We start from the raw sequence: 14,414 nt of genomic DNA on the forward strand, positions 1-14,414 counted from the left end.
GGCCTGATCGGACTCCGCTGGCGCGTTTGCAGATCAATGCCTGCGAACGCGCCATGGACGAGCGTTACAACAGATTGAAGGTCGCTTCTTTCACGGTCTGCGAGTCCAGGCCGATCATGACCTTGAATTCACCAGGTTCCGCAGCGTACTTGAGCTCGCTATTGTAGAACTTGAGGTCGTTTTCACTGAGCGTGAAGTTAACGACTTTTTCCTCGCCAGGCTCAAGCATCACTTTTTCGAAGTTCTTCAGTTCTTTCACCGGGCGACTGATCGAGGCAGCCACATCATGCAGATACAACTGCACCACGGTCGCGCCTGCAACCTTGCCGGTGTTTTTCACGGTTACGCTGGCAGTGAGCTTGCCTTTGCGCGTCATGCTGGCGTCAGACAGCTTGATGTCCGAGACGTCGAACTGCGTATAGCTCAGACCGTAACCGAACGGGAACAGCGGGCCATTGGGCTCCTCGAAATAGTGCGAGGTATAGTTGCCCGGCTTGTCTTCATGATACGGACGGCCGGTATTCAAGTGTGCATAGTAGACCGGCAGTTGACCGATCGAGCGCGGGAACGACATGGCCAGCTTACCCGACGGGTTGTAGTCGCCGAACAGTACATCCGCCACCGCGTTGCCACCTTCGGTGCCCGGGAACCAGGTTTCGAGCATGGCATCGGCCTGTTCCTGCTCGTCGACCAGTACCAGCGGACGGCCATTCATCAACACCAGCACCAGTGGTTTACCCGTGGCCTTGAGTGCCTTGATCAGGTCACGCTGCTTGCCCGGAATGTTCAGGCTGCTGCGGCTGGCCGACTCATGGGACATACCGCGCGACTCGCCTACCACGGCAACAATCACATCAGCCTGCTCGGCGACCTTGACCGCTTCGTCGATCATTTCCTGCGCGGGACGCGGGTCGACCTCGACTTCCTTCTCGATGAAGTTCAGATAGTTGAGGATGTGCTCGTTGTCACTGACGTTGGCACCACGGGCGTAAACCAGTTTGGCCTTGTCGCCGACCGCGTTGGCCAGCCCTTCATAGACAGTGACCGACTGGTTGGGACGGCCCGCTGCCGACCAGCTGCCGAGCATGTCGAGGTGGCTTTGAGCCAATCCACCAATAACCGCGATGGTGCCTTGTTTCTTCAACGGCAGCGTGTCGTTCTGGTTCTTCAGCAGCACCAGTGTCTTGCGCGCAACATCGCGAGCCTCGGCACGGTGCAGGCGGTCGTCGGAATAGGTGTCTGCCGGGTCATCGGCAGCGACGCCGATTCGGCCGTAAGGAGCGGCGAACAGGCCCATGTCGTATTTTGCCCCAAGTACCTCACGCACGGCGCTGTCGATTTCCTTCATGGAAACCTCGCCGTCCTTGACCAGCCCGGGCAACTGCTCGCCATAGGCCACGTCGTTCATGCTCAGATCGACGCCAGCCTTGATCGCCAGCTTGGCGGCCTCGCGAAAGTCCTTGGCCACGCCGTGGTCGATCAGTTCCTTGATCGCGCCATGGTCGCTGATGGTCACGCCCTTGAAGCCCCAGTCCTTGCGCAGCAGATCCTGCATCAGCCATTTGTTGGCGGTCGACGGGACACCATTGATCGAGTTGAGCGCAACCATTACGCCGCCAGCCCCTGCATCGATGCCAGCCTTGTAGGGCGGCAGGTAGTCCTGATACATGCGCGTCATGCTCATGTCCACGGTGTTGTAGTCGCGTCCGCCTTCGACCGCGCCATACAGAGCGAAATGTTTGACGGCAGCCATGATGCTGTCATTGGCTGCGATGTTCTTGCCCTGGAAAGACCGGACCATCACATCGGAAATGCGTGACACCAGGTAGGTGTCCTCGCCAAAGCCTTCGGAGCTGCGGCCCCAGCGTGGATCGCGGGAAATATCGACCATGGGCGCGAATGTCATGTCGATACTGTCAGCACTTGCCTCTTTAGCCGAAACCCGGCCCATCAGTGCGACGGCGTCCATGTCCCAGCTGGCGGCCATGCCCAGGCTGATCGGGAAAATCGTACGATGACCGTGAACCACGTCGTAGGCAAAAAACATCGGAATTTTCAGACGGCTTTTGGCGACAGCAGCTTCCTGCAGCGGACGATTTTCCGAACGGGTAACGGAGTTGAACGTGCCGCCGATTCTTCCGGCAGCAATTTCCTTGAGAATTTGCGGCTGTGGCATGTCGGCGCTGATGCTGATCAAACGCAACTGGCCGATCTTTTCGTCCAGGGTCATTTGTTTCATGAGTTTGCCGATGAAGGCATTCTTGGCTTGAAGCGTTGTATTGTCCGTGGCGGCGGCGCTTTGGGCCATCACCGACTGACTGGCCATCCCGACCAGCAAACCTAATAAACACAGCTTATTCATGAATGATTTCTCAAGGCTTTTGTCAGCAACTCGCGTTTAATATCCGACAGCCAGTTTTTGGGTTATGGACCTTTGGCGTTATGGTTCGTACAGGGCGCAAGGATAGTTGCCATCCGCTTCACTGTACGAAGTCCCCCCAAGGTGTGTACGAAAATGGTGGTTTGATTGATTTTTGTACAAACCCTGTTCGATCAGCTATTGACCGCATCAGGCGTTGGCGATGGATTATGCCGGGGAACTTGTGTTTTGGCTAAGGCGTGTCGTTTCAATAGATTCAAAAAAGCACCGGAGGTCTGATTTTGAAGTCTGTTTCACAATGGATGTTGTACGTGGTGATGCTATTGGGAGGTGGGTTGCGTGCCGAGGCGGAGCCAACCGCGCTGGTTTTTCCGCCAATGACCGGCAGTGTGGTCGATGCTGCACAAATGCTCGACAGCCAGACCACGGTTCGTCTGGCCAGACTTCTGCGTGCCCATGAGCAGGCCACCGGTGAGCGCGTGGTAGTGGTCACCCTGGCCGATCTGCAGGGTACGAGCATCGAAGAGTTCGGTGCCCGACTCGGCGATGCCTGGAGCCTTGGGCCGCATGGCGAAGACGACAGCGTTCTGCTGGTGGTTTACCGTGACAAGCGCAAGGTATTCATGGAAGTCGGTACAGCCCTGAAGGATCGTCTCAATGACGCCCAGGCCTCCTTGATCATGGATATGTTGATGACGCCCGAGTTTGACGACAATCGTTTTTCGGTCGGCATCGAGCGCGGTACACGGGCGGTTATTGCGGCTTTGGGCGGTCAGATACCGGATTATCCCGAACCGACGAGACAGATGTCCGAATATGAAGAGCAGACCAATGACGATCAGGTCTGGCTGATCGCGATTGTTCTGACCCTTATCGTGCTGGGCATCGTGATCATCAGTATCAAACGCGGTGCCGTTGCCCGGCCCGCACGTGACAGGGCCGCTGACCGCAATGGCGGTCGCTTTGGCGGTGGCGGGGCTTCGGGCAACTGGTAGCCGATCGATTGGTCAATGAGGGAAGCATGGCGTTATTGAACAGAGATGAACAGCGGCAGGTCGCCGAAGCGATTGATCGCGTCGAGCAGCGCACCGATGCCGAACTGGTTACGGTACTGGCTGCTCGTGCCGACGACTATGCGTACATGCCGCTGATCTGGGCCGGGTTGATCGGCCTGCTGCTGCCGGGCACGGTCAATTACTGCGTTCAGTGGTTGAGCGCGGACGAACTGATGCTGGCGCAAATGAGTACGTTCATTGTTGTGGCGCTGGTCTGCCGCATGTCGAACGTGTCGGCCTTGCTGGTGCCGCTTTCGGTTCGGCGCTGGAGAGCCGGAAATCTGGCACGTCGGCAGTTTCTTGAACAAAACCTGCACAAGACCCATGACGGAACCGGCATTCTGGTTTTTGTCAGCGAGGCCGAACGGTATGTCGAAATTCTGGTTGACCATGGCATTGCCAGTCGTCTGCATGACGATACCTGGAAGGCGATGGTCGACGTGTTTACCCAGCAGGTCAGAGACGGGCAGACCTTGCAGGGGTTTCTCGGCTGTATCCATGCCTGTGGCGAGTTGCTTGCCGATCACGTTCCAGTGACGCACGGCAGGAATGAGCTGCCGAATCGGCTGGTGGTGTTGGGGTAACGGCAAAAGGCAGATGTCGATTTTATCGACATCTGCCTTGCTTGAAAGTCGTGCGGGTCAGACGATACGTTTTACGTCATAAAACGATTTTATGTAGGTCTTCAGTTGTTCGACATGCTGGCTGATCAACGCCGAAGCATCACTTGGCGATGTTATCTGATCCAGAAAATGATAGAGCGATTGATAAACCTTTTTCGCTTCTTGTACCCAAAGTGCTTTGCTCTGAGCGACGTCAGCGAGCCCTGTCAACTCGTCGAGTTTTTCCTTGATTACGTTTGTTTCCTGGGTAGACAGGCGGGAGTCGTCGAGCAGGGCGTTATAGCGCGACCTTAGCCTGTCGCGCTCTCGAGTAAGATCAAGATAAGTCAGGGCGCTGCTGATCTTGTCGAGTAGTTTTTCGAGTCTGGCAATCCCTGCGGAGACCAGCGCAAGTTCTGGCGATGGTGTGATGATGAGCTGTAGCTCCTCCGGGGTAGGCAGTAGTTCCTTGAACAGGTCGGCAATGTTGTACTTTTCAAGCGTACTGATCGTTGCGTCAAGCAGGCGTCGGTCTTCAGCGATTAAAGCCATTGCGCTTTCTAACGTGGCTGATCGTTGGGTGATGCTGTCGATCTGTTGCTGGAGTGTTTCCAGCAAACGATTGCTTTCCAGCGTCAGGTTGATCTGCGCCATATTATCGCTGTGCTCGGCAATGGCCGCCGCGCTGCGGCGTACCGCAGCTGTGATATTCGATACCTGCCGAATGCGCTGCCCGTTCAGCAGGTTGATCGCTTGTTGTTTCTGTTTGTCGCTGAGCGTTGCGTCGGCCTCAATCAGTTGTTGTTTCTGATCGATCGGTTTCAGGTTTACAGTATTCAACTGCACGGTGATATTGGCCAGTTCCTGGCGATAGGCCTTGTCTGCGCTAATCAATGCGTCTTGAAGCGGCAGCATTTTTTCTTTCATGGCCGGCAGAAAGTTCAGCTTCAAACTGCTCACCTGCGCAAGAATATTCTGGCGGGCGGCTGTCATGACTTCATTGTCGGGAGGGGTGAGGACCAACGGCTCACTCAGGGTTTCAGTGCTCATGATCATTGTCCTCTCTTGCCGGATTGCTGTTCGCGTTGAAACTGATCCAGTGCACTATCAAATATCTTGAGTAGCTGATTCGCCATGCCTCTTATTTCCCGCCAAGGTGTGACTACGCCGTGAAACTGCATAGCGAAAATCATCAGCGCCTGATCAGTCGTGATCGCTGAAAGTTCACCGGCAGAACGGTCGATATACGCCGCCAGCATGGTCCAGAGGTCTTTCAAATGGGTGGCGCTCTGGTGAGCGTCCATCATGCGAATATTCATGTCTTCAAACAGTATTTGCAGGCTGCGCACGGCGGCTGCCAAAGGAGATTTTTCTTCGAGTTTTTGAACTTTCTGGTTCTTGGAATCCACCATTCGATTTTTTTCTTTTCGGATTTCCTCCGCTTGGGCGCCAAAAATGCCCCCCGTGATAGCGACCCCGATGGGCCCGCCGAAAAGACCCCAGGCAATATTATAAAGGGCGGTTTTATACTCGTTGTTTTTCTGCTCGATTTCCGTCGTCAGTTGTTCGATATCTTTTTCCAGATCCTGGATCTGCTGGTCCAGATCAGAACAATTTGCCAGTTTCACCTTGTCATTGATGCCGGGAATGAGCTGGACGCTGAGGACGGTGCTGAACGTATCGATGTGGTCCGCCAGGGTTTGCGCAGCGTGCTGATGGTTTTTTATTTGTGACGCCGTTTTCTTCAGAAACTCTGCCAGCGTGATACACACCCTCTGATCGGTTTCGCCGAGTGGTACCGGCGCAGTGTTACGGACCTCCTCGATGTTTAAATCGGCAACGGTCAGGTCCAGTTGTCTGGCAAAATCCATTTTTTCGATGTGGTTGATGATCTGTTCGCCCTGTCTCGAGAATTGGGTGGCAAACAATTCAATGGCGAACCCGCTGCGTTTGATGCCATCCTCGATACTGAGCCAGCTCTTGCCATGATTATTGATTGCCTGGTAAGTCACCAGCATATCTTTGGGCTCAAGCCCGGGAATGTAACTTCTTGTAAAACCCAATTGCTGTTCGACACGAGTAAGCGAGGTGGGAATATTCAGGGCGTGACGCTCGTAACGCTTAAGACTGAGGATGTCTTCCTTGGTCAGAATAAGTGCCGCGCTCCGGCCTCCGTTTTTTTCATCATCGAATATGAGGCTCAAGTACTCTACGGGTTTTAAAGTAACCCGTGCGATATCTTCGTTTTCCAAGAGTGCTGCTTGACTCAACATACTGCACGTTCCTTGTACAAGTTATTCTGTTAGAGCAAAAAGCTCCAGGAGTGAGATCTGATCGTCTGTCATCAGTGATGGCGACTATAAAGGTGTTTTTGCGCGCTACAAGTAATGGCCCGTGATTTTCGGCAGGGATTGTTTTACGGTTTGTGTGTGTTTCTCTTTGGTGTGTAGGGCCGTGCAAACAGTGTGTGTAGTCTTTGAAAAATAGGGGTGCCCTTGACGCGCCGACGCGCCTAAAATGCCGGTCTGATTTTTCGAGTCCCGGCCGGGACGCTTGAGGCACATTTTCAATGTCAGTCATTACCCCCACGTCATCCAGCACTGCGCCCGATCACCGCGCGCAGTTTCTTGGCCTGCTGGACACCAGCCTTTCACAGAACTCGTTGATCAAGCTGGTGCTGGCCAAATACGTGGGCAGCGAGGCCGAATTGCAGCGGGTCATCATCAAGCCGCTGACCGTCAAGGAACAGCCGTGCCTTACCTTCGTGTATCGCTACAAGACCCGCGATATCACCAAGAATTTCCCGCTTGCAGAAGCTGTGGGCGTTATTGCCAGCCTGATACCTGAATCGTTCAAGAACGCGCACCTGCTGTCGCTGACCGACGAGGTGCAGCTGGAATTCAGCAAGAAGGGCAAGAGCACGCTGTTCAAAAGCAAGGCTCAGCAGGAGCGTGAAGCTCCTTCGGCCGGGCATGATCGTGAGAAAAAACGCTATCTGGAGCTGAGCCGCCCGTTCCTGGCCGACTTGGGTGTGACCAATCGGCAGCATGAGCTGATCCCGGCCATGTCGCGTAAGTGGAAGCAGATCAACAAGTTCATCGAAGTGTTTTCCCATGCCTTGAGTTCATCGCCACTCAAGCTCGATCAACCGATCAAGGTGGCAGACTTCGGCTCAGGCAAGGGCTACCTGACCTTCGCGATCCATGACTACCTGTGCAATACCTTGCAGGCGCAAGGCCAGGTGACCGGTGTCGAGCTGCGTGAGGACATGGTCACCTTGTGCAACAACGCTGCGGCGGGTCTTGAACACCCCGGCCTGACGTTCCAGCACGGCGATGTGCGTACTGTCGCGCCCAGCGCGCTGGATGTGATGATCGCGCTGCATGCCTGTGACATCGCAACCGACTACGCCATTCACATGGGGATTCGCTCCGGCGCCTCGATCATCATGTGCTCGCCGTGCTGCCACAAACAGATTCGCCTGCAGATCCAGAGCCCGGCCTTGCTGAAACCGATGTTGCAATACGGCCTGCATATGGGCCAGCAGGCAGAAATGGTCACTGACAGCCTGCGGGCCTTGTTGCTGGAAGCGTGCGGTTACGAGACCAAGGTCTTTGAGTTCATCTCTCTGGAGCACACCAACAAGAACAAGATGATCCTGGCGGTCAAGCGTGCCGAACCGGTCAACCCTGGCCTGTTGATCGCGCGTATTCAGGAACTGAAGACGTTTTACGGCATCAGCGAGCAGTGCCTTGAAACGCTGCTGAGGGCGGACGGCTTCATCGGCTGAAATAGCCACCCTGCACACGTAGACCGAAGAATCTTCGACCAACGGTCTGCTATCGGGCTGCTTCGTTGCGCCAGGTCAATGGTTGTACCTCGCACACGGCGGATGCTTGAGCTATCACCCAAGCATCCGAGCTACCCACGAGGGTCCGTCATGATCAGCACCTTTTTCATCCCCGCAGTGAACATCATCGGCACTGGCTGCATTGATGAAGCCATGCTCGCCATTCGCAAATACGGATTTCTCAAGGCGTTGATCGTGACCGACGCAGGGCTGGCCAAGGCCGGGGTGGCCAGTCAGGTCGCGGGGCTGTTGGTGGAGCAGGGCATTGACTCGGTGGTGTATGACGGTGCCAGACCCAATCCGACCATCGCCAACGTCGAGAACGGTCTGGCCTTGCTGCGGGAACGCCAGTGCGATTTCGTGATTTCTCTGGGCGGCGGTTCACCTCATGACTGCGCCAAGGGAATTGCCCTGTGCGCCAGTAACTGTGGGCATATCAGTGATTATGAAGGCGTCGACCGTTCGGCAAAACCCCAGTTGCCGCTGATTGCGATCAACACCACCGCCGGAACCGCCAGCGAAATGACCCGCTTCTGCATCATCACCGACGAAGCGCGCCACGTAAAAATGGCCATCATTGACCGTAACGTGACGCCACTGTTATCCGTAAACGACCCGAACATGATGATTGCCATGCCCAAGTCACTGACCGCCGCCACCGGTATGGATGCCTTGACTCACGCGATAGAGGCCTATGTCTCGACGGCTGCCACTCCGATCACGGATGCCTGCGCGTTGCAGGCCATGGCACTGATTGCCAACAATCTGCGCGACGCCTTCACCAATGGAGCGAACATTACTGCGCGCGAGAACATGGCCTACGCACAGTTTCTGGCCGGCATGGCGTTTAACAACGCATCATTGGGCTATGTACACGCCATGGCGCATCAACTGGGCGGCTTCTATGATTTGCCGCACGGTGTGTGCAACGCCGTATTGCTGCCTCACGTTCAGCGTTTCAACGCGAGCGTCAGCGCTGCGCGCCTGACTGATGTTGCGCATGCGATGGGCTGCAATATTCGTGGTCTTTCTCCGCAAGAAGGTGCTCAGGCGGCAATCGAGGCCATTCGTGCACTGTCGGCTGCCGTGGAAATCCCGGCGGGGCTGGCGGTGCTTGGCGTCAAGGAAGAGGATTTCCCGATCCTGGCCAGCAATGCCCTGAAAGATGCGTGCGGTCTGACCAATCCGCGTCGTGCCGATCTTGAGCAGATTCAGGAGATATTTCGTCAGGCAATGTGATTAACCGCAACAGACAGGCTAAAAATGGCAACGCTCTTACCCTACACACTCTCGGCCCGGAATATCTGTCTGGATATTTTCGACAGCAACGTACCGCGTTACTTTGATCCTGCGGAGCGCAAGCAATTTGCCAGCTTCCTGATGGCACCGTTGGGTCAGTACTTCGTTGTTGAGCGTGATGGCGATGTTCTGGCTTGCGGGGGATACCTCGTGCTGTCAGACCCGTCAGTGGCCGAGCTTACATGGGGCATGGTCCACGGTGAGCAACACGGTAGAGGCCTGGGGAGGTTTCTGACCCAGGCGAGACTTGATGTCGTAAGGTCATTACCGGGCGTTACCCGTTCCCACATCGATACCAGCCAGCACGTTCAGGGCTTCTACTTGAATCTGGGGTTTGTCGTGACCTCTGTCGAAGTGGACGGGCATGGTCCTGGAATCGACAGTATCAGAATGGAGCTCGCGTTTTCGTGAGGGATGCTCGCGGCTGAACAGAGCCTGACCAAGGCTACAGAATACGAGTAAGGCAGGCCGCTCTGCGTTTAGCATTCAGACTGTTTTCGCGACCCTTCGCGAATAGGACTGGAAGTTCAACAAATGAGGCTTTTGGGTGCTCTTTTGCAATGCGTTTCTGCTTTGTTCCTGATGCTGTCGGGTGCGCAATACCTGGAGGCAGCGGACTTGCCGGAAGGTTTTGCCAAAGGGGTTACGGGTGGCGGAGCCGCCGCGGCAGTACACCCTTCAACGCTTGACCAGCTTCGGTCTGCACTGTGCGCGTCTTACGACTCGCGCGGTGCCTGTACCGATGAAACCCCGCGGGTCATTGTGCTGGAGCACCTGTTCGACTTTCGCGGGAGTCTCGTTGCCAAAGGCAGCGCCGAAACCACCGAACCGGGCTGCATGGTCAAGCAGTGTCCGCATGGCGGCGAGCAGCTTGCTCTCAATGGTCCCAACAACTTCTGCCAATCCAGGCCACCGGTCATGGTGACCTACGACAATGCAGGGCTGAAGCCACTGAAAGTCGGATCGAACAAGACCCTGATAGGCGTGGGCAAAAAGGCCGGTATCCAAGGTGCGGGGCTGTTCATCGGTGACGGCGCGCATAACGTGATTGTCCGTAACCTGACGCTTTCAGACATCAACCCGAGTGTCGTATGGGGCGGAGATGCGCTCACTCTGAACAAAGCCGATGGCGTGTGGATTGACCACAACACCTTCGCGCGTATCGGCAGACAAATGATCGTGACAGGCTGGGGCACTGCTTCACACGTCACCATTTCCAGCAATGAATTCGACGGTCGCACGCCTTACTCGTCGACCTGCGATGGTCATCATTACTGGGTCTGGCTGTTCCTCGGCAGTCAGGACACGCTGACGCTGTCGAAAAACTACATACACGACTCCTCGGGAAGAGCGCCGCATTCCGGAGGCATGAATAATGCGCAAGTCCGCGCTCAACTGGTCAATAACGTTTTTCAGCGCATGACCTACCAGGGCGCAATCATGTCGCGGACTTCATCCTCACAGTTGCTGGTGGAAGGGAATGATTTTGAAAACGTAGCTCATCCACTGTTCAACGACACGGATCAGCCGGGTACCGCGTTTGCTTTGTTTGGTCCGGGTCCAGCTGGCGCAAACGATGTATGTATGAGTGTTATTGGAAGAGCGTGTGTGGCGAATCAGCAACAGATGAGTGGCGATGACTATCGTCCTCAGGACACATCTGTGCTGGAGGCTTTCGGGGATTATCGGCAGTTTCTGGTGGTGCCGGTTTCGGCGCAAGAGGCCAGGGCGCGCGTACCGGAAGACGCAGGCGTGGGGAAGGTAGGTGTTGGTTTACGATGATGATTTCAATAGTTGAGTCGTATCGATCATCGAATAAACCGACTCACTGCCGGTCTTCATTTTGTGAAACAGTTTCAGGTCCACCAAACCATTCAGTACAGTTGCCGCTGTATTGTAAGCACACCCCAGCTTGTTTTTGACATCGGTCACGGTGAAAGACTTTATGTCTGATGAGTTGGCCACGTTGAAGATGATTCGTTGTTTGTCGGACAGCTTCGTGTACAGCCCCGACTCGTAAAGGAACGCGTTGAAGCGATCAATTGCAGCCACGTTCGCTTCGTGATTTCTCATAAACTCTTTGATGGCCCGCGCAATGACCTGGCACTGATAGTCGATGAAGTACGTCAGGTCCATGTCATCCGTTTCGGTGTACAGGTAGCTTTTTCCATACTTGATCGGAGCGATTTTCAGAAGCGTGCTGATGGCGATATACCTGAATCCGCCAAAACTACATTTGAACAGGTACCAATAAAATAACGACCTGGCGACTCGACCGTTGCCATCGTGAAATGGGTGCTCATAACCAATCACGAAATGGAGGATGACTGCTTTTATCAGCGGATGAATGTAGGTTGGACTGTCCAGGTCCGAGTGCTCGCTATTCGCCCACGCAATAACCGACAGAAGCCGTTTCTGAATGCCTTGAGCGGGCGGTGGCTGATGAACAATGTTTCCGTTTCCATCCTCGACAACAACGTCATCCACTGACCGTAATTCGCCTGGACAATAACGCTCGTCTTCTATCCCTTCGACACCCACCTGATGCAGGTCGGTTATCAGCTCAAGCGACAGTTCCTGGTCCCGGCATTCCCACGCATGTTGCATCATCCGGAAATTACCGATGATCATTTTTTCGTCGGGAGTCCGGGCGCTACGCTTTCTTTTCAGCAACTCCTTTGCTGCTTTGGTAGTCGTTGCAGCCCCCTCAAGCTGGCTGCTGCTGATCGCCTCGTCTTCGACCAGATCGTTAAGCAGGTACGTCAGTTGCCTGGACTCTCCAATTCTGGAGCACATCCATTCCAGCGCCGCTGTGGTCGTATTCTGGTCACCGGCAGAGACAGCCATTTGCATTGCAGGCGTATAGAGAAAGCCGCAGGGCCGAGATGGTTCACCCAGAGATATGGCCGTGACTAGCTGGCGATTTCTGGCTTGCCTGACGACCGACCAGGCCAGAGCTGCATCCAGCGATTTAGGAAATCTGAAACGCAGTTTATCGAAATGCAGATAACGTCCCTGCGCATCGAAGGGCTGCGCAAGCTCAAGGTAGGCGTCTGCCTGATCGGCGTGATCGCTGATAATCATGGCGAACGGATTCTGGATGAGCGCAGGCGGCGACTTGACCATGATTTCAAATTTCCAGGAATTTGAGATGGAGAGTACGGAGGTTGGGGTTTTATTTCAATTTTTTGCAAAATTGAAATAAGTATCAAAGCGAAACCGGGCACTCTATCTGGAGTGTCTACCCACTATTCGAGCCGCCACCGCCGATCACCTCTATACCGCCCACCCCAGCGTGATCGCTGTCAGCGTCAAATAGCGTAAAGCTTTTGCAAAAGTGACAACCAGCAGAAAGCTCCAAAGCGGCTCACGCATGACACCGGCGATCATGGTGATCGGGTCACCGATGATGGGCACCCAACTGAGCAGCAATGCCCAGCGTCCATGGTGCCTGTAAATAATTTGCGCTTTGTCGAGGTGTCGCTCGCTGATGGGGAACCAGCGCTTGTGCCGAAAGCGTTCAATCGAGCGCCCTAGATACCAGTTCACGACCGACCCCAGAACATTGCCCGTCGTTGCCGTCACCAAAAGAAGAGTCGTCGCGTAGCGTTCCGAAAGGAGCATACCGGCCAGCATTGCTTCAGACTGCAGCGGCAGAAGCGTTGCGGCACCAAATGCCACGGCAAAGAGGCCCAGATAGCTGGTCAGCTCGAACACGATGTCATCTCACGAATACAATCCGTTCCAGCCGTGGACACCCACGTACACGCCGACGCAAATGATCAACACGCTGGAAAGATACGGAGCTCGTCGGGCAGCTGCATTGAGCCAGGGAAAACGGCTTGATGCTTTGCGAGCGCCGATAGCGGCAGCGGCTCCGACAGTCACCAAAGTGATTGCCAAACCAATGCTGAAACAAAGCACCATCGCGGCCCCCAGCGTGACTTGCTTCACTTGCAGGCACAGCAGCAAAACAGTGATTGCGGCTGGGCAAGGGATGAGCCCGCCGGTCAAACCGAACATCAGAATCTGACCGTTGCTGACCTCTCGGTGGGTGAACCGCTTGCGAATGTCTTCGGCATGGGCCTTCTCATGAGCATCCTGATAGCCCTCGGCAGCCAGCGTGAATCTTTGCGGATTGCCGTGATCATGGCTATGGCCGTGCTGGTGTTGCAGGTCATGGTCATGGCTTTGGTGGTGTATTTCGTGGTCGTGGTGATCGCTGTGGGCACCGTTTTCTTCTTCGAATTTAAACAGCTGCTCGCCACGCCATGTGCGCCACAACATCCACAGCGCGATGGCGATGATCAGTGCTGAGGACGCAAGCTGAAAGTAGGGCTCGGTCGTGTCGGCATCCAGGCCCTGACCCAGATACATGCCGCCGATAGCGACCAACCAGACAACAGCGGTATGGGATAGCGTTGCCGCCAGCGCGAGCATGACAGCCTGCTTCACCGATCCCCGAATGGCCACGATAAATGCCGCCATCATGGTTTTGGAGTGCCCCGGCTCCAAGCCGTGCAATGCCCCTAAAAGGACGGCGCTGGGGAAGTACAGCCAAGCGTTGGCACCGCCTCGCTGCAATAAATCGGCAAAGTCGGGCATGTGAGGCCTTACAGGTATTTAGTGATTTGCTTGAAGGCTTCAAGTGGCGCTCGCTCGCCTTTGGCAAGAGCCCCCATGGTGTTTTCAAGGCAGTGATCGATATGATCCTGGATCAGCGTGCGTTTCGCCTGACATATCGCTTTCTCGACGGCATGAAGCTGTTGAGCAATGTCCACGCATTCGCGGCCGTCTTCGATCATGGTGATGATGCTTCGCAAGTGGCCGTCTGCACGCTTGAGACGTTTGATGATCGCCTCGTGTGACTGGTGCGTATGGTCGTGTGGGTGGTCGTGCTCACTCATTGCTCGAGCCTGTTGGGTGAATGATCCAGGCTGGTACCTTATCCCCCCAGGGAGGATAAGGTCAAAGGTGTTGCCGATGGTGTGATTTACGGCATGTCGGTTTTCAATGCTTTCTGGGTAGGCGAAAAGTACGTCAAAACCAGTTCGCTAATCTCTTTTCACCGGCATCTGCACCGGTGTTTCATCGGCGTTGACTATATTTTGCCTGTGCATGTTGTCATGGCTCATGAAGGATCAGCCTGCGAGGAAAGGCTGCTGGCAATCCTGTGCGCTTTGGCGGGTTGTTTTTTGCAATGTCAGTATCGACCCGATCATCAAGCA

The 14,414-nt window shown here is 55.0% G+C and carries 13 protein-coding genes; 6 read left to right on the forward strand and 7 right to left on the reverse strand.

What is annotated here, in order from left to right:
- Positions 1 to 64 precede the first annotated feature (64 nt).
- Positions 65 to 2,362 (reverse strand): beta-glucosidase BglX, encoded by a 2,298-nt coding sequence (gene bglX, locus RYB09_RS07755; RefSeq protein WP_058400785.1) that lies wholly within the window; start codon positions 2,360 to 2,362, stop codon positions 65 to 67.
- A gap of 320 nt (positions 2,363 to 2,682) precedes the next feature.
- On the opposite strand from bglX, the gene RYB09_RS07760 reads away from it, so the two are divergent.
- Together RYB09_RS07760 and RYB09_RS07765 are read left to right on the forward strand one after the other, a co-directional pair.
- Complete coding sequence (locus tag RYB09_RS07760; RefSeq protein WP_058400786.1) at positions 2,683 to 3,375, forward strand: TPM domain-containing protein; 693 nt, start codon at positions 2,683 to 2,685, stop codon at positions 3,373 to 3,375.
- A gap of 26 nt (positions 3,376 to 3,401) precedes the next feature.
- Positions 3,402 to 4,019, forward strand: a complete 618-nt coding sequence (locus tag RYB09_RS07765) for a TPM domain-containing protein (protein WP_058400787.1) — start codon at positions 3,402 to 3,404, stop codon at positions 4,017 to 4,019.
- Between the two features lie 57 nt (positions 4,020 to 4,076).
- Here RYB09_RS07765 and RYB09_RS07770 read toward each other — a convergent pair whose 3' ends face one another.
- Both RYB09_RS07770 and RYB09_RS07775 read right to left on the reverse strand, forming a co-directional pair.
- Positions 4,077 to 5,093 carry an alpha-xenorhabdolysin family binary toxin subunit B gene (locus tag RYB09_RS07770; protein ID WP_058400788.1) on the reverse strand — a complete coding sequence of 339 codons (1,017 nt, stop codon included), beginning with the start codon at positions 5,091 to 5,093 and terminating at the stop codon, positions 4,077 to 4,079.
- Complete coding sequence (locus RYB09_RS07775; protein ID WP_316887808.1) at positions 5,090 to 6,310, reverse strand: alpha-xenorhabdolysin family binary toxin subunit A; 1,221 nt, start codon at positions 6,308 to 6,310, stop codon at positions 5,090 to 5,092. Before RYB09_RS07775 ends, RYB09_RS07770 begins: the two co-directional genes overlap by 4 nt.
- 296 nt (positions 6,311 to 6,606) lie before the next feature.
- Between RYB09_RS07775 and RYB09_RS07780 the strand changes: the two genes are divergently transcribed.
- The 4 genes from RYB09_RS07780 to RYB09_RS07795 all read left to right on the forward strand — a co-directional run bounded on the left by RYB09_RS07780 (position 6,607) and on the right by RYB09_RS07795 (position 10,968).
- Positions 6,607 to 7,827, forward strand: a complete 1,221-nt coding sequence (locus RYB09_RS07780; RefSeq protein WP_122258466.1) for a class I SAM-dependent methyltransferase — start codon at positions 6,607 to 6,609, stop codon at positions 7,825 to 7,827.
- A gap of 150 nt (positions 7,828 to 7,977) precedes the next feature.
- On the forward strand, positions 7,978 to 9,126 hold the full coding sequence (gene yiaY, locus RYB09_RS07785) for an L-threonine dehydrogenase (protein ID WP_058400791.1): 1,149 nt from the start codon (positions 7,978 to 7,980) through the stop codon (positions 9,124 to 9,126).
- A gap of 24 nt (positions 9,127 to 9,150) precedes the next feature.
- The gene (locus RYB09_RS07790) at positions 9,151 to 9,597 is read left to right on the forward strand and encodes a GNAT family N-acetyltransferase (protein WP_058400792.1); all 447 of its coding nucleotides are present in this window, start codon (positions 9,151 to 9,153) and stop codon (positions 9,595 to 9,597) included.
- A gap of 123 nt (positions 9,598 to 9,720) precedes the next feature.
- On the forward strand, positions 9,721 to 10,968 hold the full coding sequence (locus tag RYB09_RS07795) for a polysaccharide lyase family 1 protein (RefSeq protein ID WP_316887811.1): 1,248 nt from the start codon (positions 9,721 to 9,723) through the stop codon (positions 10,966 to 10,968).
- Here the strand turns inward: RYB09_RS07795 and RYB09_RS07800 are convergent.
- From RYB09_RS07800 to RYB09_RS07815, 4 genes are all read right to left on the reverse strand, one after another.
- Positions 10,960 to 12,312, reverse strand: coding sequence for a Fic family protein (locus tag RYB09_RS07800; RefSeq protein WP_316887813.1), 1,353 nt, complete (start codon positions 12,310 to 12,312; stop codon positions 10,960 to 10,962). The genes RYB09_RS07795 and RYB09_RS07800 overlap by 9 nt on opposite strands.
- A gap of 150 nt (positions 12,313 to 12,462) precedes the next feature.
- Positions 12,463 to 12,903, reverse strand: a complete 441-nt coding sequence (locus RYB09_RS07805; protein WP_058400795.1) for a YqaA family protein — start codon at positions 12,901 to 12,903, stop codon at positions 12,463 to 12,465.
- Positions 12,904 to 12,912: 9 nt separating this feature from the next.
- On the reverse strand, positions 12,913 to 13,791 hold the full coding sequence (locus tag RYB09_RS07810) for a nickel/cobalt efflux protein RcnA (RefSeq protein ID WP_316887815.1): 879 nt from the start codon (positions 13,789 to 13,791) through the stop codon (positions 12,913 to 12,915).
- Positions 13,792 to 13,799: 8 nt separating this feature from the next.
- The gene (locus RYB09_RS07815; RefSeq protein ID WP_005735142.1) at positions 13,800 to 14,093 is read right to left on the reverse strand and encodes a metal-sensing transcriptional repressor; all 294 of its coding nucleotides are present in this window, start codon (positions 14,091 to 14,093) and stop codon (positions 13,800 to 13,802) included.
- Positions 14,094 to 14,414 lie beyond the last annotated feature (321 nt).

The sequence above is a fragment of the Pseudomonas syringae group sp. J254-4 genome (assembly GCF_032586855.1).
Lineage (GTDB): Bacteria > Pseudomonadota > Gammaproteobacteria > Pseudomonadales > Pseudomonadaceae > Aquipseudomonas > Aquipseudomonas amygdali.

Bases quoted from the DNA above. Each gene is read 5' to 3' on its own strand.
- bglX (WP_058400785.1), bottom strand. From the start codon at position 2,362: ATGAATAAGCTGTGTTTATTAGGTTTGCTGGTCGGGATGGCCAGTCAG.
- RYB09_RS07760 (WP_058400786.1), top strand. From the start codon at position 2,683: ATGTTGTACGTGGTGATGCTATTGGGAGGTGGGTTGCGTGCCGAGGCG.
- RYB09_RS07765 (WP_058400787.1), top strand. From the start codon at position 3,402: ATGGCGTTATTGAACAGAGATGAACAGCGGCAGGTCGCCGAAGCGATT.
- RYB09_RS07770 (WP_058400788.1), bottom strand. From the start codon at position 5,093: ATGATCATGAGCACTGAAACCCTGAGTGAGCCGTTGGTCCTCACCCCT.
- RYB09_RS07775 (WP_316887808.1), bottom strand. From the start codon at position 6,310: ATGTTGAGTCAAGCAGCACTCTTGGAAAACGAAGATATCGCACGGGTT.
- RYB09_RS07780 (WP_122258466.1), top strand. From the start codon at position 6,607: ATGTCAGTCATTACCCCCACGTCATCCAGCACTGCGCCCGATCACCGC.
- yiaY (WP_058400791.1), top strand. From the start codon at position 7,978: ATGATCAGCACCTTTTTCATCCCCGCAGTGAACATCATCGGCACTGGC.
- RYB09_RS07790 (WP_058400792.1), top strand. From the start codon at position 9,151: ATGGCAACGCTCTTACCCTACACACTCTCGGCCCGGAATATCTGTCTG.
- RYB09_RS07795 (WP_316887811.1), top strand. From the start codon at position 9,721: ATGAGGCTTTTGGGTGCTCTTTTGCAATGCGTTTCTGCTTTGTTCCTG.
- RYB09_RS07800 (WP_316887813.1), bottom strand. From the start codon at position 12,312: ATGGTCAAGTCGCCGCCTGCGCTCATCCAGAATCCGTTCGCCATGATT.
- RYB09_RS07810 (WP_316887815.1), bottom strand. From the start codon at position 13,791: ATGCCCGACTTTGCCGATTTATTGCAGCGAGGCGGTGCCAACGCTTGG.
- RYB09_RS07815 (WP_005735142.1), bottom strand. From the start codon at position 14,093: ATGAGTGAGCACGACCACCCACACGACCATACGCACCAGTCACACGAG.